Source organism: Exiguobacterium sp. MH3, from assembly GCF_000496635.1.
Taxonomy (GTDB): Bacteria; Bacillota; Bacilli; order Exiguobacteriales; family Exiguobacteriaceae; genus Exiguobacterium_A; species Exiguobacterium_A indicum.
The window spans coordinates 2,162,714-2,179,459 of record NC_022794.1 but is presented as its reverse complement, the minus strand read 5'-3'; the positions used below and the strand labels follow the sequence as shown (position 1 = coordinate 2,179,459).

At 48.8% G+C, this 16,746-nt stretch carries 20 protein-coding genes and 1 other annotated feature; of the genes, 18 read left to right on the top strand and 2 right to left on the bottom strand.

The window, feature by feature from the left end:
* Positions 1–80 precede the first annotated feature (80 nt).
* From U719_RS11580 to U719_RS11495, 18 genes are all read left to right on the top strand, one after another.
* Positions 81–575 carry a type II secretion system protein gene (locus tag U719_RS11580; protein ID WP_023468957.1) on the top strand — a complete coding sequence of 165 codons (495 nt, stop codon included), beginning with the start codon at positions 81–83 and terminating at the stop codon, positions 573–575.
* A 62-nt stretch (positions 576–637) separates the two neighbouring features.
* Positions 638–1,393, top strand: coding sequence for an A24 family peptidase (locus U719_RS11575; protein ID WP_023468956.1), 756 nt, complete (start codon positions 638–640; stop codon positions 1,391–1,393).
* Positions 1,394–1,411: 18 nt separating this feature from the next.
* The gene (locus tag U719_RS11570) at positions 1,412–3,130 is read left to right on the top strand and encodes a fimbrial assembly protein (protein ID WP_023468955.1); all 1,719 of its coding nucleotides are present in this window, start codon (positions 1,412–1,414) and stop codon (positions 3,128–3,130) included.
* A complete protein-coding gene (locus U719_RS11565) occupies positions 3,127–3,849 on the top strand; it encodes a hypothetical protein (protein WP_023468954.1) in 723 nt (240 codons plus the stop codon). The genes U719_RS11570 and U719_RS11565 overlap by 4 nt, the downstream gene beginning before the upstream one ends.
* Positions 3,850–3,956: 107 nt before the next feature.
* The gene (locus U719_RS11560) at positions 3,957–4,532 is read left to right on the top strand and encodes a nucleoside triphosphate pyrophosphatase (protein WP_023468953.1); all 576 of its coding nucleotides are present in this window, start codon (positions 3,957–3,959) and stop codon (positions 4,530–4,532) included.
* A 46-nt stretch (positions 4,533–4,578) separates the two neighbouring features.
* Entirely contained in the window at positions 4,579–5,211 is a 633-nt protein-coding gene (radC, locus tag U719_RS11555) for a DNA repair protein RadC (RefSeq protein WP_051353633.1), read from the top strand.
* A gap of 162 nt (positions 5,212–5,373) precedes the next feature.
* Positions 5,374–6,408, top strand: a complete 1,035-nt coding sequence (locus U719_RS11550) for a rod shape-determining protein (protein WP_023468951.1) — start codon at positions 5,374–5,376, stop codon at positions 6,406–6,408.
* Positions 6,409–6,422: 14 nt separating this feature from the next.
* Positions 6,423–7,307 carry a rod shape-determining protein MreC gene (mreC, locus tag U719_RS11545; RefSeq protein WP_023468950.1) on the top strand — a complete coding sequence of 295 codons (885 nt, stop codon included), beginning with the start codon at positions 6,423–6,425 and terminating at the stop codon, positions 7,305–7,307.
* A complete protein-coding gene (mreD, locus tag U719_RS11540) occupies positions 7,300–7,803 on the top strand; it encodes a rod shape-determining protein MreD (RefSeq protein WP_023468949.1) in 504 nt (167 codons plus the stop codon). The genes mreC and mreD overlap by 8 nt, the downstream gene beginning before the upstream one ends.
* Before the next feature lie 3 nt (positions 7,804–7,806).
* On the top strand, positions 7,807–8,481 hold the full coding sequence (locus U719_RS11535; protein WP_023468948.1) for a septum site-determining protein MinC: 675 nt from the start codon (positions 7,807–7,809) through the stop codon (positions 8,479–8,481).
* 50 nt (positions 8,482–8,531) lie between these two features.
* A complete protein-coding gene (gene minD / locus U719_RS11530; protein ID WP_029342255.1) occupies positions 8,532–9,335 on the top strand; it encodes a septum site-determining protein MinD in 804 nt (267 codons plus the stop codon).
* Positions 9,336–9,398: 63 nt separating this feature from the next.
* Complete coding sequence (locus U719_RS11525) at positions 9,399–10,739, top strand: ribonuclease E/G (RefSeq protein WP_023468946.1); 1,341 nt, start codon at positions 9,399–9,401, stop codon at positions 10,737–10,739.
* 74 nt (positions 10,740–10,813) lie between these two features.
* Positions 10,814–10,883 (top strand) — a sequence feature (ribosomal protein L21 leader region).
* A 15-nt stretch (positions 10,884–10,898) separates the two neighbouring features.
* A complete protein-coding gene (gene rplU, locus U719_RS11520; RefSeq protein WP_012370978.1) occupies positions 10,899–11,207 on the top strand; it encodes a 50S ribosomal protein L21 in 309 nt (102 codons plus the stop codon).
* Between the two features lie 3 nt (positions 11,208–11,210).
* Positions 11,211–11,549: a ribosomal-processing cysteine protease Prp gene (locus U719_RS11515; RefSeq protein ID WP_023468945.1), complete on the top strand. Its 339-nt coding sequence runs from the start codon at positions 11,211–11,213 to the stop codon at positions 11,547–11,549.
* 14 nt (positions 11,550–11,563) lie between these two features.
* A complete protein-coding gene (gene rpmA, locus U719_RS11510) occupies positions 11,564–11,842 on the top strand; it encodes a 50S ribosomal protein L27 (RefSeq protein ID WP_012370976.1) in 279 nt (92 codons plus the stop codon).
* A 68-nt stretch (positions 11,843–11,910) separates the two neighbouring features.
* On the top strand, positions 11,911–12,393 hold the full coding sequence (locus tag U719_RS11505; protein WP_023468944.1) for a Spo0B domain-containing protein: 483 nt from the start codon (positions 11,911–11,913) through the stop codon (positions 12,391–12,393).
* Between the two features lie 15 nt (positions 12,394–12,408).
* Positions 12,409–13,704: a GTPase ObgE gene (obgE, locus tag U719_RS11500; protein WP_023468943.1), complete on the top strand. Its 1,296-nt coding sequence runs from the start codon at positions 12,409–12,411 to the stop codon at positions 13,702–13,704.
* A gap of 53 nt (positions 13,705–13,757) precedes the next feature.
* The gene (locus tag U719_RS11495; protein ID WP_023468942.1) at positions 13,758–15,032 is read left to right on the top strand and encodes a hemolysin family protein; all 1,275 of its coding nucleotides are present in this window, start codon (positions 13,758–13,760) and stop codon (positions 15,030–15,032) included.
* Between the two features lie 41 nt (positions 15,033–15,073).
* Here U719_RS11495 and U719_RS11490 read toward each other — a convergent pair whose 3' ends face one another.
* Entirely contained in the window at positions 15,074–15,616 is a 543-nt protein-coding gene (locus U719_RS11490; protein ID WP_023468941.1) for a transcription repressor NadR, read from the bottom strand.
* A 24-nt stretch (positions 15,617–15,640) separates the two neighbouring features.
* Entirely contained in the window at positions 15,641–16,723 is a 1,083-nt protein-coding gene (locus U719_RS11485) for a cysteine desulfurase family protein (protein ID WP_023468940.1), read from the bottom strand.
* Positions 16,724–16,746: the final 23 nt, after the last annotated feature.

The following is a 16,746-nucleotide window of genomic DNA, read 5'->3' as shown; positions in this document are numbered from 1 at the left end:
TGCTACTATAATAGTATTCGTTTGGATAGTAAGTCTTACTAACCAAGAACAGTAAAAAAGTACTAGGGAGGCATAATGAAATGATCGAACGGTTAAAAGAAATCTGGTTAGATGCAAAACAAATGCGTGATGAGCGCGGACTGACATTGATCGAGTTACTCGTCGTCGTCGTTATCTTAGGTATCATCGCAGCAATCGCTGTCGTCGCAATCGGTGGATTGATTGAAAACTCACGTAAGGATGCAGTTGTTTCGGATGCGAAGCAATTAGTTTCCGCTTCAAAGCTCTATACTTCTGCGAATCCAGTTAAAGCAGGTACATCAATTACTCTTGGTGTTTATCGTGAAGGAACAGCTTTTGATCCAGCAGCCAATGAAGCGAAAATGGATGAGTATATTGATGATATGAAAGATCCGTTTAATGGGGATTCTAAATACTCAGACGCATTTGTAAAAGTAACAGCTGCAGCAAATGGTAAATATTCGTATGTAGTTACATTAAAGGGTGACAAAAATTATTTTGTGACAAGTACACCAGCTGATCTCAAGCGTGATAAAGTAGCAGTAAGTCAATAATTATAATTAATCCCCCACCTCGGGGGTTTTTTTCTGAACTTTTTTGAAAGGGAGGTCGTGTCATGACGATCGTCTTCACGGTATATTTTTTCTTGTTAGGTTTGTTGATCACATCGTTTACGAATGTCGTCGGTTTGCGTGTTCCGGTCGGGGAGTCGATCGTTCATCCACGTTCCCATTGTCCGACCTGTGGACATGTGCTTGGACCACTCGAACTGACACCAGTACTCGGATATGTAGTACTCGGTGGGAAATGTCGTTCTTGCGGACAGTCGATTTCAATCAAGTATCCAGCGCTTGAACTACTCGGTGGTGTGCTTTATGCGTATGGGTTTTGGCAGTTCGGTTGGTCGATGGAACTTGCGTTGACGCTCGTTCTAACTAGTCTCTTGTTCATTCTTACGATGTCAGATCTTGCGTATATGCTCATACCGAATAAAATTTTACTGTTCTTTTTACCAATTGCCTTGATTGTGCGCTACCTTTCTCCACTTGAAAACTGGTATAATCCAATTATTGGAGGAATTGTCGGATTCGTTCTATTGTTCGTCATTTTTCTTGCATCACGACGCGGTATGGGAGCGGGAGATGTCAAGCTCTTCGGTTTACTCGGGATTTTCCTTGGACCGCTTCACGTCGTCATCGCGTTGTTTGTTTCAGCATTTGTTGGTTCAGTGATCGGGCTGACGCTACTCGGAACGGGACGCGTCAGACGAAAACAACCGATACCATTCGTTCCCTCCATTGCGATCGGGACATTACTTACATATTATTTTGCGGATGATTGGGTGTCGTGGTACCTCGATTTACTGCTTTAAGAAAGGAAGAACGTACATATGACGCAACGGCGTAAAGGTACATATGTTTATTTTAATTTTACGGACGTCGCTATTTTTGGTGCGGTTGTCAAAAAAGGGGTCTTGAAACGACGTGCTGTCGTATCTCTGCCGGCAGGTACGTTACAGGGTGGATGGCTTCAACCGGAAGCGTCGCTCGATCTGATTTTTGATAGTCTATTGACGAAGTTGAAAGTTCCTCGCGGATCTAAAGCCGTTCTTGCGCTAGATGGTTCACTCGTCCTTGCGCGGAAACTCGATATTCCGGAGACGATTGCGACGAATCAGATCCGGGGTTATCTATTCATGGAGATTGGCCATAGCATTGTCCTTCCTTTTGAAGAACCATACTTCGACTATACTGTCCTTGCAGACGGTGAAAAGCGTGAAATCATGCTGTATGCAGCACCGAATGAAGCACTGAAACAATATACGCAATTGTTTAAACAAAAGCACCTTCGATTAGTGGCAGCGGAACCGCAACCACTGTCTACCTACTTTGGTCTTGAAGCGCACTATCCGGCAGCAGATACCGATACGCTACTGATTTGGAATGCGAACGCGACGAACCATCAATTGATTATCATCGAAGATCGTGTACCACGCCTGATTCGCTCAGTGGATACGTTTTCAGCAGATGCTTGGGATGTAGACGTGATCGAGGATCAATTGCATTATCGCTATCGATCGGATGATCAGACAGTCGAACTCGTCTTGGATGAAATGCTGTTAGAATTTTCGCGTGTGCTAGACTTTTACCGCTTCTCGCTCGCTCGAGAAAGCCGCGAAATCAAGACGGTTGTCCTTGCGGGAGACTTCCCGTTTCGAGATGAATTAGCGACACGATTCCGAACGAACTTTGATCTTCAGTTAGATGAAGTACCGGACATGATGACGATCGATAGTCAATCGGTTCCACGCATTTACTTACCGATCGTCGGTCTAGCCACTGCGCGACCAGATCGTATCAATCTTTTACCGGAAAGTGACGAGGCACCGAAATATCCGCTTGTCGCTTCGCTGATTTTATTATTATTTGGTGGATTGATTGGTGGTTATTTATATTGGCAAACGGATCAGTTCGCTAACCGAGTGGAATCCGTAGACGATCAGATTCAAATCGTCCGACAATTACAATCCGAATCCGATCAGTCGTCTAAACAAGAAGTCGTTCAATTGAAACAGACGGTCGAGTCGCTAGAAGAAGCACCTAAGCCAGCTGTTCCAACACTTGAGCGAATCACACGTTACTTACCGGAACGCGGATACATTCTTCAGTACGCATATGGAGCGGATGATACCGTTGCTATGACGGCTCAGTTTGAGACACTCGATGAGCTGAATGATTTTTACCGAGAGTTGCTGACCGATAAAGTGTTCTCCGGTACGACACTGGCAAGCGTTACGACAAAAACGATGAATGAAAAAACAGATGTCGTGACAACGACAACTGTTGATCCGGCGACCGGTCAAGAGATTCCAACGACGGAAATTACTCCGAATGATGACACGAAGACAGAAGAACCGCGATATATCGGTCAGTTTTCTATGGATGTCAATCCTGAGGAGGTTGTTAAGGGAGAGACCAATGAGGCAGACCCGGCAGTACCGAAAGAAGATAAGCCATCTGAGCCAGAAATTGAAGGGGACGGTCAAACACCGGATGATCCTTCAGGAGAAGTCATCTCGACAGAAGTTGAGGAGGTGCCTGAAAATTGAAGCGATATAGCAGTTACCTCCTTCTCTTTTTATCAATTCTCATCGTTTTAGGTGGCATTGGGTATTTTGGATATACGACGTATATGACACATCAAACCTTGCAACAAAAAGAGGCGACACTCAAACGAGAGCAAATGGCGTTAGAGCAAGCAAAAGCAAATGAGCAAAAAGTGGACGTGGCAGAATCGAGTTTCCTACAACAAAAAGTTCCGGTGACGGCATCGAATGATGATGTCATCGATGCGATCAACGCAGCAAGTCAGATTGCTGGAGTAAAAGTGCAGTCGATTACTTTCGGTCAGTCGACAGAGACTACACCACAATCTCCCGTAACGTCCACACCGGCTGTTGACGGAGCGATGGCGACCGAATCGGATCAAGCGACAACGCCTACAGCGACTACTCCCGCAGCAAATGCGACACCGTTACCAGCTTCTTTGACGATTGAAGCACCGTCATATCTTGAATTGATGGCCTTCTTGAAACAAATTGAGCGAACAGATCGCATTACGATTCTTCGCCAGATTCAGTTGACTGGTCCAGAAGAACAAGGACCTGGCGGTGGCGCAATTCAATTGGAAAACGAAATGCTATCTTTCACAGTCGAAATTGAATCGTATTACCGTCCGGATTTAACGAAGTTGACGCCTGATAAACAGACGCCGCTTAAAGAAAAAACACCAAAGTCAGATCCATTTGTCGATGTGACAGGAAATTAAGATGAGTTTGGCGGTTCCTACTCTGTTAGGGACCGCTTGTTTTTTGTTAGACTATACGATGATTCGAATTATCCGATTCGAAATTAACGGGAAAGAACGTGATACTAATGGTAACGCAACCACACTTGATCCTTGCCTCGGCTTCACCACGCCGGACGGAACTTCTAAAGCAAATTGGAATCCCTCACGAAGTCGTACCTGCGAATGTCGTCGAAGAGGCACCATTTCCGATGTCACCGCATGAGTACGTCCGTTATCTATCGCAAAAGAAAGCGAGAGCGATTACGATAGACGGCGTCATTTTGGCTGCGGATACGGTCGTCGCGATTGATGACATGATTCTTGAGAAGCCAGCAGATAGTTCTGAGGCACGGGCGATGCTTGCGCGTCTGTCAGGACGCGCTCATGAAGTCGTGACAGGCGTGACGATTCGCTTTGGTGAAAAGGAGGAGACGTTCGACGTGACGACACACGTTCGTTTTGGTGCATTGTTAAACGAGTGGATCGAAGGGTATATCGCGACGAACGAGCCTTACGATAAAGCGGGTGGCTATGGTATCCAAGCGATGGGAGGGCTATTCGTCGAGGCGATTGAGGGCGATTATTATAATGTCGTTGGATTGCCCATACACGAGATCACGAAACGTCTCGCGTCGTTTAAAATCAAGCCGATGTTTGCGTAATTCTGAAACAGAGAGGTCGGATGCTGTGATTGAATGGCCGAAGGATATGGTTCAGTTGAAAGGCTTGGCACAAGCGACGACAGTCGAACTGCTCGCGTGTCTTGTCCAAAGTGGGACACGGGACCGGACCCCGCTTGAGATCGCGGAAGAATTACTGCATATCTATCCTTCGCTGATCGAACTCGAAGCGGCTGGAGTCGGAGGACTCGAAAAAGCACCAGGGGTCGGAAAGGCGAAGGCATTACAAATCATGGCGGGACTGGAACTGGGTCGTCGTCTCGTCACGGAACCGAAGTGGGTGCGACCAACGATTCGTTCACCGGAAGAAGCAGCGGAGCTGTTGTTAGAAGAGATGCGTCTTTATCAACAAGAACACTTCATCTGTCTGTATTTGAATACGAAAAATGAGGTCGTTTCGAAAAAGACGTTATTCATTGGAGGATTGAACACGTCGATCGTCCACCCGCGTGACGTCTTCCGGGAAGCGATTCGTTGTTCGGCTGCGAATTTCATCGCTGTGCATAATCATCCGTCGGGTGATCCGACACCGAGTCGAGAGGATATCGAGGTATCAGAGCGGCTCGTTGAGGCAGGACGGCTCATTGGAATCAGTTGTCTTGACCACATCATCATCGGGCACGGACAATTTATTAGTATGAAACAGCGCGGATTTATGTAAGAATAACGTCTGAAGGGAAAGTTTCGTTTCTTTCCATCAGACGTTTTTTTGTGTGTTTTCTAAGGCGAACTGTAAACAAGCTGTAACGTTTTAACGCTTTCCAATGAAGGCTTTTCCGTTATAATTAGTGAAGTGTATTCTCAGAGAGGGGTTTTTTGAATAATGTTTGGATCATTCAGCCGTGAAATCGGCATTGACTTAGGTACGGCTAACACGCTCGTGTATGTAAAGGGGCAAGGAATCGTCGTCCGCGAACCGTCCGTCGTCGCTTTCCGTACGGATACAGGAAAAATTGAAGCGGTCGGTAACGCAGCGAAAAACATGATCGGTCGTACGCCGGGTAACGTGACAGCACGACGCCCGATGAAAGACGGGGTTATCGCGGATTATGAAACAACCGCTACGATGATCAAATACTTCATGGATCAAGCTTCGAAGAAAAAAGGTTTGTTCTCTTCAAAAACAAACGTCATGATCTGTGTACCAAGTGGGATCACATCGGTCGAAAAACGTGCGGTTGAAGATGCAGCGAAACTTGCGGGAGCGCGTGAAGCGTACACGATTGAAGAACCATTTGCAGCAGCAATCGGTGCAGGTCTTCCGGTTTCAGAACCAACAGGCTCGATGGTCGTTGATATCGGTGGTGGTACGACGGAAGTTGCTGTTATCTCACTCGGTGGTATCGTCACGAGTCAATCGATTCGTGTCGGTGGAGACGAGATGGATGAATCCATCATTCGTTACATCAAGTCGAAGTACAACCTGATGATCGGGGAGCGGACAGCTGAGACGTTGAAAATGACAATCGGTTACGCACGCATCGATGAAGAATCAGAAAATGAAACGATGGAGATCCGTGGACGCGATCTCGTGACAGGTCTTCCAAAACAGATTGAAGTCACAAGTGCCGAAATTTGTGATGCACTTTCAGATACGGTCGATGCGATTCTTGCGGGTGTCAAGCACACGCTTGAGCAGACACCTCCTGAATTATCAGCAGACGTCATGGACCGCGGTATCGTTCTGACTGGCGGTGGGGCTCTCTTAAAGAACCTCGATGCTGTCATCGAAGACGAAACACGTATTTTGACACTCGTTGCAGAAAATGCACTCGATTGTGTCGCAATCGGTACAGGAAAATCACTCGAGATGATGAATGTCCTTCGTTCGAAATCAGGCATCTCGCAAAAAAGATAAGGATGGGATGAGCGATGAAGCGATTTTTAAACAATCGAAAACTGCTCATCACACTCCTTAGTTTTCTCCTTTTGGTGATTTTGATCGGCATTTCGCTGCAAGGGCGTAACCAATCCCACTGGTATCAAAGCTTCGTGCGTGATACCGCGGGCGTCGGTCAACGCCTTTTCGCGACACCGATTGGCTGGATTGATGATACGGTCACTTCGATTAGAGAAGTGCGTGACGTTTACAAAGAGAACGAACACTTGAAATCACGATTGAATGACTATGCTGGTAATGCGGTCAAAGTCCGTGATCTTGAGCGTGAGAATAAAGAATTGAAGGATATGCTCGACCTGAACGGATCGATCCGCGACTACAAGTTGTTACCGGCAGAGATGATTGGTCGGACGGCATCTGAATGGCAACGGTTCGTGACGATCAACATCGGTGAACAAAAGGGTGTCAAGGCGAACATGGCCGTTGTAACAGCAGACGGACTAATTGGTCGCGTCATCCAAGCGAGCGCCTATACGTCTCTCGTACAGTTGATGTCGGATACGAGTCGGACGAATAACGTCTCGGCAACGGCTGACGATACGAAGGGGAAAGGTGTTTTCGGTACGATCGAGGGGTTTGATGAAGAAACGAAATTACTCAAGTTCACGAAAATTCCGAACGACGCGAAGCTGAAAAAAGGGCAGACCGTCACGACGTCAGGTCTTGGTGGAAAGTATCCGAGTGGGATCGTCATCGGAAAAATCACGGAAGTGAAATCCGATCAGTATGGGGCTTCAAAAATCGCATACGTCAAACCGGCAGCAGACTTCGAACAGTTCGGTCATGTCTTCGTGATTGAACGCGAAGCGAAGGAACCTTTCGCTGAGACCGATAAGGGAGGGGACACTCGTGAATAACGTTAAGTTGTTTTTCGCCGTGTTCCTTCTTTTCATCTTGGAAGGAACGCTGTTCGCAGGACCTCTCGGAGATGGATCGCCGTATGTCATTCATGCGACATTGATCGGTTTGATGTTCCTTGGTCGATATGGAAAACTCGAACAGGCACTCGGATTCGGACTCGTCTTCGGATTGTTGTATGATTTCGTCTATTCGGATATCATCGGCATTTACTTATTTGCGTTATCCGCCATTCCGCTTTTTAGTAGCTTCGTGCTAAAATATGTAAAGGAGAACGTATTAACGATTCTTGTCACGTTCACGTTCAGTGCCATTTTGTATGAACTCGATATATATTTCTTCACGGCTTCGGTCGTTGGTGTCGGGGTATCCTTCCAGGAACTCGCGACACAGATCATTCCAAGGAGTCTGGTTGCGCAGTTGATTGGGATCATCATCCTGTATTATCCGATGACCCGACTCGTGCAGTCGACCCTTGACGAGAAAAGAGGATGAGTCATGATTGAGCGTAAACGTTATGTAACGATGAAAGGTCATCGTGGTGGCCTCGCCGTCTATGTGAATGAAAGGTGCAGTGTGGATGAATTTCTTGACGATTTAGAGTTGACGCTTGCGGACAAATCCGTCGAGAACGGACGCGCCGTACCGATCACCTTCTTCTTCGGTCGACGTTATGTCGATGAAGGGGTGTTGACGGCCGTCGAATCTATCGTCGCGCGACATGATTCCTTCTCTTTCAAAGGTTATGACAGTGAGTGCATCACGAAGGACGAGGCAAAAGCCTTGTACGGAGAGCGAACGTTCCATTATTTCGGTGGCACGGCACGCAGTGGGCACGTATTAGACGTCGAAGGCTCGATTGTCATCATCGGAGATATCAATCCGGGGGCGGTCGTTCATGCGACAGGAAGTATCTATTGTCTCGGTGCGTTACGGGGGACCGTTCATGCCGGGAAAGGTGGCAATACGGAAGCCGTCATCGCGGCGAGCGTGTTGCAACCGAAGTGGATTGCGGTCGCTGGCACCGTCCATGAGGAACCGGAGGACGCACCAATTCCTGCTCTCGATATGGGTTGTGCATTTTTAGGTGAAGACGGGGTCGAATTCTCCCGCCTTCAAACCGTTCCGCTCGCGCGGATGGATCAGTTTGCGATTGATAGTGAAAGAGGGTGACGGATATGGAACAAGTGAAAGAACAGGTACATATGGAGGCGAAGACGAATATGGGACGCGCCATCGTCGTCACATCCGGTAAAGGCGGTGTCGGTAAGACAACGACGACTGCGAACATTGGAACAGCACTTGCATTGATGGGACATTCGGTTTGTCTCGTCGATACGGATATCGGGTTACGCAATCTGGATATCGTGCTTGGTCTCGATAACCGGAGTATCTATAACATCGTTGACGTCGTGACGGGGCAATGTAAGTTGCACCAAGCGCTCGTCCGCGATAAACGTTTTGAAGAGATGTATCTGTTGCCTGCTGCTCAATCAAAGGATAAGTCCTCCGTCACACCCGAACAGGTGAAGGCAATCATCGATACACTGAAACTTGAATACGACTTTGTTTTGATTGACTGCCCTGCCGGAATCGAACAAGGCTTCATGAATGCAATCGCTGGAGCCGATGAAGCCGTCGTCGTGACGACACCGGAAAAAGCAGCCGTTCAGGATGCGGACCGGATCATCGGGATGCTCGAGCGCTCAGAACGTAACATCGTTCCGAAACTCGTCATTAACCGCGTGCGTTCACACATGATGGCATCGGGTGATATGCTCGACATCGATGAGATCATGCGTATTCTTTCGATCGACCTCCTGGGTCTGATCATCGATGATGAAGAAGTCATCGCCGCTTCCCACCGTGGTGTGCCTGTGACGATGAATCCGGATAATCGGGCTGGACTCGGATACCGAAACATCGCCCGCCGAATTCTTGGAGAATCCGTGCCACTGCTTGATTTAAATGAACAACCGCAAAAAGGCTTCTTCGTCAAATTGAAGAAGATGCTTGGGATGAAATAAGAATGGGAAATTAGACTAGGACGACATCGTCGCGCCTAGTCTAATTTTTTTGGAGGGATCAGTATGCGATGGATTAGTGAACAGACCGCTTCGCTTGAACGATTAGCATTGGTCGAAGGCGGTCGATTGATTGAATATCATGAACGGATGCGTGACGAGATCCGGGTCGGCACATTCGTCTATGCCAAGGTCGACCGGTTGCATCCGACGCTCGGGGCAGCCTTTTTGATCGCGACTGACGGTACACCGCTTTATTTACCGCTGAATGAGACGGTGGAAGCACTTCGCCGCTATCCGGACGTACCGACGATTGGACAAGCCGTCCAGGTCGGACAGACGTTACTTGTCCAGGTCGTCAAGGAAGGGGTCGCACCAAAACAACACAAGGTGACGCAGAATATCACCTATGGTGGACGTTATCTTGTCTATTTTCCATACGGTCGCCGCATCCGTTTCAGTCGGAAGCTGGATCTCGTCGTTCAGCGTCAACTGGCGGAGCAATTAACGACAACAGAAGAAGAAGGAATTCTTTACCGAACGGAAGCAGCGAAAGCATCAATCGATGAATTGAAACAAGAGCTGCAGTCATTACGGACACGTCACAAAGAACTTTTGCAGGCGCCGCGTCTTGAACAAGATGAGGCACTGATCGTCCAAGAAGCGAAACGACTTCCACACGTTACTGATGCACTCGTCATGACGCGTCCGGAAAAGGAACGACTCGAATTGCTTGGTCTGTCCGTCGAACGCTCGCTACGAAAAGGACGCTTACCCGAGATGGAAGCAATCGATGGCGCAATCGAGAAAGCGATGCAACGGGTCGTCTGGCTTGACGGAGGAGCGTATCTCTTGATTGAAGAGGTCGAGACGATGACTGTCATCGACGTCAACAGTGGGAAGACGATCTCCGTCAAGGAACAAAAGCGGACGTTTGATCAAATCAATGAAGCGGCTGCTGTCGAAGTCATGCGGCAATTGCGGTTACGCAACATCAGCGGGATGATTGCGATCGATTTCCTGCGTGGTTCAAGTAAGGGGCAGACACGGGTGACCCAGCTCCTCAAAGAGCGCGCGGCACTCGAGACGAAACAAATCGAAGTCTATGGGTTTACGAAGATGGGTTTATGCGAACTGACACGACAACGTCACGGGAAATCGCTACAGGAACGCTCGCAGGAATCCGGACAGTGGACGCGATTGAGTGTCTATCGCTTGATTGAACCGAAGTTACTTGAGATTGCGACCTATGCGGAAGCAGCCGTGATTCGCGCACCACGGCATCTGTTGCAGGACGAATTCATCTCTCGTCAACCGCTCGAAGTCCATGTGCTCGAAGGCGATCCAGCGGTCCTGTTCACCGGGTCGTCACAGGACTGTCTCGATTTCATCGAACGATCGGAATAATCCTTCAGAACAGCATTGACAAGGTAGAAGAACGTTTGGTATTCTGAATAACGTTAGTTCGTTTGGAAGCACCCAAATGACTACAACCGCACAGACCGGGTTTTAAAGCATTCGCTGCCCGTGATGGCGAGTCTGAGTTCCTAAGAGGAGGTGCACGTAATGTACGCAATTATCAAAACTGGTGGTAAACAAGTCAAAGTTGAAGCTGGCCAAGAAATCTACGTTGAGAAATTAAACGCAGACGTCGACAGCACAGTTGAATTTGGTGAAGTATTGATCCTTGGTGGTGACGATGTTAAAGTCGGCGCTCCACTCGTAGAAGGTGCGAAGGTCGTAGCAACGGTCATCAAACACGCTCGCGCGAAAAAGATCACTGTCTTCAAAATGAAAGCGAAAAAGAACTACCGTCGTAAGCAAGGTCACCGTCAACCTTACACGAAGGTCCGCATCGAGAAAATCGAAGCGTAAGCCATGATACGTGTCAAGATTCGACGAGATGAAGCGGAACTCGTCCGCTCCATCGAAGTGACAGGACATGCCGAGTTTGCAGAACCAGGTCTCGACCTTGTCTGTGCCGGCGTCTCGTCGGTGATCTTCGGGGCATACAATGCCATAGAAGCATTACTCGGGCAGGTCCTGCTCCTTGAAATGGCAGAACAACAAGAGGGTGGCTACTTTTATGTAGAACCGTACGCTGACTTAGCACCGGATGTCAGTGAGCGCACCCAATTGTTACTGGAAGCGACTTTGGTCCAACTTGGTACCATCGCTGAAAGTTACGGTGAGTTTATCCAACTTGAACAAGTATAGGAGGTGGATTCCACATGTTGAAACTTAATCTTCAGTTCTTCGCATCGAAAAAAGGGGTAGGTTCGACAAAGAACGGTCGTGACTCGCAATCGAAACGCCTTGGGGCGAAACGTGCAGACGGTCAAACTGTTTCTGCTGGTTCAATCCTCTACCGTCAACGCGGTACGAAGATTCACCCAGGTATGAACGTCGGACGTGGTGGCGATGATACACTTTTCGCAACTGCAACTGGTGTCGTTCGTTTCGAACGTCTCGGACGCGACAAGAAACAAGTCAGCGTTTACCCAGCATAAGGATCGACGAAGCAGACTCTAGCCACTTTCGAGGGTTAGGGTCTGTTTTTTTTAGGAGGGAACGACCGATGGAGGAACAGCAGGTACTTGATCTTTTAAAGACTCTTCGTCACGAGTGGTTGAACCGGATACAACTCGTCCGTTCGTATGGCGCGATCGGAGACGAACAAGCAGTCGAGTCGATCTGTTCGGCGTACCGGGAGCAAGCATCTCGGGAAGGACGTCTAGCGCGAATCGGATTGCCGAAAACCGCACTGGCGTTACTGCAAGCTGAATGGTCAGGCAAAACTGTGACGTATGATGTCATCGGAGCACCCCACATGGAAGATGAGCGGCTGAAGCAACTCGTCGAAGCAGCCATCGCCATGATTGATGTAGGAGTAGGTGAAGTATCCGTGACCTTCCACGAGGGCGTGACCATCGAGATCTATCGGGATCTACTAGATATGTCGCGCCTTGAGGATCTAGTGACGCCGATGGAAATCGAGTCGCAGACGGAAAATGAGTGTGTGATTGAGATTGAAAGTCTTCCGTTTGAGGAAGAGAAGTAAGAGGAGGGATCCGACATGTTTGTCGATCAGGTAAATATTTATGTAAAAGCAGGTGACGGAGGACGTGGGCAAGTAGCGTTCCGTCGCGAGAAATATGTTCCGGACGGCGGTCCTGCTGGCGGTGACGGTGGTCACGGGGCACACGTCGTCCTTGAAGTTGACGAAGGACTTCGGACATTGATGGACTTCCGTTACAAACGTCACTTTAAAGCGGTTCAAGGTGAAAACGGCATGTCAAAAGGGATGCACGGTCGTAAAGCCGAGCATCTAATCGTCAAGGTTCCACCGGGCACAGTCGTCTACGATGACGATACGAATGCGGTCATCGCTGACCTCGTCCATCACGGACAACAAGCGATCGTCGCAAAAGGTGGACGTGGCGGCCGTGGGAATACACGTTTTGCGACACCAGCCAACCCAGCACCTGAGCACGCTGAAAACGGTGAGCCAGGAGAAGAGAAGTACTTGAAGCTTGAGCTGAAGATGCTAGCAGACGTCGGTCTCGTCGGTTTCCCGAGCGTCGGAAAATCAACGATGTTATCGGTCGTTTCAGCAGCACGTCCGAAAATCGGCGCATATCACTTCACGACGATCACACCGAACATCGGTGTCGTCGAAACGGAAGATAGCCGTAGTTTCGTCATGGCTGACTTGCCAGGATTGATCGAAGGCGCAAGTGAAGGGGTCGGACTCGGTCACCAGTTCCTCCGTCACGTCGAGCGGACGAAAGTCATCGTCCACGTCATCGACATGAGTGGGATGGAAGGTCGCGATCCAATCGAAGACTACAACATCATCAATAAAGAACTCGCGGACTATAATCTGCGCTTAACAGAACGTCCGCAAGTCGTCGTCGCGAATAAGATGGACATGCCAGATGCGGCAGAACATCTTGAAGCCTTCAAGGAAGCTTTCCCAGAGCTTGAAGTATTCGAGATTTCAGCAGCAACACGTCAAGGGTTACGCGATCTGTTATTCCGAATCGCTGACCTCGTCGATGCGACACCAGAATTCGGTCTTGAGGAACTCGAAGAGAAAACAGCGACACCACGTGTCGTCTACGGTTACGAAGCACCAGAAGCTGGCTTTACGATTTCGAAAGATGAAGACGATTGCTTCGTCATCAAAGGACCACGCATTGAAAAACTCTTCACTATGACGAACTTCATGCGTGAAGAATCGATTAAACGTTTCGCTCGGACACTGCGTCAAATGGGTGTCGACGAAGAGTTGCGTCGTCTTGGTGCGATCGACGGCGACGTCGTTCGAATCCGCGATTTCGAGTTCGAATTCGTCGAGTCATCATTCTAAGCGGTTCATTCCATTAGGAAACGGAGTGTGAAAGCATCGTGGACCCATTGCCCATGATTTCAGTCGTTTGGTTAATTCCGATTCTCGTCTTATCCGCATTCTTTTCCTCAGCCGAGACGGCACTCGCGAGTGTCAACCGGTTGCGGTTGTTGCACCAATCGGAAGCAGGGGACGCGCGTGCGTCCCGTGTGTTTCGCTTACTTCAACGCTACGAAGAGACACTGACGTCGATTTTGATTGGGAATACGATCGTCAACGTCGCCTTTATCTTATTTGGTGGCTGGTGGATCATCCAGTTCGTCGAGACGATCGCAACACAAACCGTTGCCTTTCTTGCGCTATTTTTCCTGTTGCTGTTGTTCGGAGAATTGATACCGAAGTCGTATGCTCGTGAACATACGGAACGTTACGTGTTATTGATCGGACGTCCACTGCGTTTCTTCTTACTGTGCTTTCGACCGCTCGTTTTCCTGTTACTCCGCTTACGCCAATTGGCGCTACGATTGATTGGGGCTGATCCGAAAGGACCGCTCGTGACCGAACAGGAACTCAAGGCACTCGTCGATATTAGTCAGGAAGAAGGGATCATGGGGCTTGCAGAGGCTGAACTCGTTCATCAAGCAGTTGATTTTCAACATGCGACGGTCGAAGATGCGCTGACGCCACGGATGGATATTCAAGCGATCGATATTGATGCGCGGCTCGAAGACATCATTGCAGAAGTCCAAAAGGGTGGCTATTCTCGTCTACCGGTCTATAAAGATTCGATTGATCACGTCATTGGTGTATTATCGGAGCGGGACTTTCTGCGTGCATACGTGAAGAACGGCTCCGTTGATATCCGAGAATGGATTCGACCGGTATCGTTCGTCGTACCACAGACGCGATTGATGGATTTATTACCGGAACTCAAAGTCAAGCAGTCCCACATGGCAGTTGTCCTTGATGAATTCGGAGGGACGGCAGGTCTGATCACCCTTGAGGATATTTTAGAAGAAATCGTCGGGGAGATTTGGGATGAACACGATGAATCGTTGGAATATACGAAACGGATTGGTCCAGAGCAATACGAATGTCTAGCGGAGTATGACATTGAAGACTTCTGTCAGCAATTTCAATTGACAATGCCGGACACCGATGCCCAGTCACTTGGGGGATGGATCATGGAGGAGAGCGGTCAATTGCCAGACGTCGGAACGGCGATGCGTTATGAACGTGTCACGTTGACCGTCTTGCATATCGAAAACCGACGCGTCCGCAAAGTCTTAGCAACGTTCGATCCTCCTGCTACGATGCCGGAGACACGACTTGAACCGATTGAACGATAAAAAAACCGCTTATTCCTTAGGAATAGGCGGTTTTTTGATGTTCAGACATCGAGTTCCGAAACGAGAATTCCGAGACGATCGAGTTTAGCGATAGCGGCTTCCAGTGCGTCTTCATGATCAGCCTCAAGCGTATGAATATGGACTCCGTCCGTCAGGCTCGAGAGTGGAGTGGCTTGCGTCTCATGTAACTTCTCTAGCAATACCCGGACATCCCGGCGGCTTTTTAGCATCAATTCTCCAGTGATGAAGCCGTAGACGGGATGTTCGATGATGACATCGCGGATGACGACCCCTTCGTCAACAATGGCGTCACACTCATCCTTTAATTGATCGATGCCGTGACGACAAACGATCTTGCGACGTAATTTCGATCCGTCGATTTCAGGATCATTGATTAAATAACCTCGAGCTGTCGCGATGACAGGATATCCTTTTGCCTTTAACAAGGATAAATCCTGCACGATCACTTGACGACTGACGCCTGCTTGTTTCGCCAGTGCCGTTCCCGTGACAGGTTGCTCACTTTCCTCAATCATACGAAGTAATGATTTCCGGCGTTCTTCTCCGGAGATGCGTTTCCCCATCATGTCTCCTACCTTTCTTCAGTGTCATGAGATCGTGTTCAACACATCAATGCACTGTTCGATTTCTTCGTTCGTCGTCTGTCTTCCAAAACTGAGTCGTATCAACCCGTGAGCCGCTGATTCGTCAAAGCCGATGGCACGTAATGTCGCATTCGGACCGTTTTCTCCAGCACGACAAGCACTACCAGCGGAAACCGCGATTCCAGCACGATTCAAGGCGAGCAATGCGTATTGACCATCCCGTTGCTTCGTATGGATGGCGCAGATGGAAGCGAGTTGCGTCGGCGACTCGATGATCGTGTAACGAGACGAAGACAATGTTTTTTTTAGCATACCACGAAATCGACGGCTTGAAGCTTGGATTCCTGGATTTTCGAAGCGAGACGCCTCACAGGCAGCGATGAAGGCGGCAATTCCTGGAACGTCCACTGTGCCTGGGCGGATTCCGAATTCGTGATGTCCCTCGTAATAAGGGCTGAAGAGCGGACGCCGCAAGTACAAAGCGCCCAATCCTTTTGGTCCATACACTTTATGACTACTCATCGTGTAGGCATCAAAAGCGTCGATGTTGATTGCATCTTTTAAAAATCCTTGGACACCATCGCAATGAAACAGAATCTCGCGCGATTGACAGTATGCTGCAATCCGTTCGACCGGAAAGCGAAAACCCGTATCCGAATTGACATGTTGAATCGAGACAACACCGATTTCATCCGTACAAGCTGCAACGAATTGTTCCCAATCGAACGTTCCGTCCGGTAATAAAGAAAGGTGTCGTGTTTCTTGTGCCCAGCGCGCAAGCGGAAGCAAGACCGAGTCGTGTTCACATCGAAGTGTCAAGACAACTGATTTGTTACTCTGTCGCATCAGATGGGTCAAAGCGATGTAGTTTGCTTCAGATCCACTCCCTGTAAAGATGACGGTTCCTTCTTGTTGAGCCAATTGTTGCATCAGATACTGACGGGCTCGTTCGAGTAAACGTTCAGCGTTGCCACCGATGTCATGAAGAGAAGAACTGTTGCCGTAGAACGACTGAGCGGCTTGTTGATAATGATCGAGTGCTTGTGGATGCAGCGGAGTCGTCGCTGCGTAATCGAGATAGATCATGAAAAAATCCTGTCCTTTCGTCT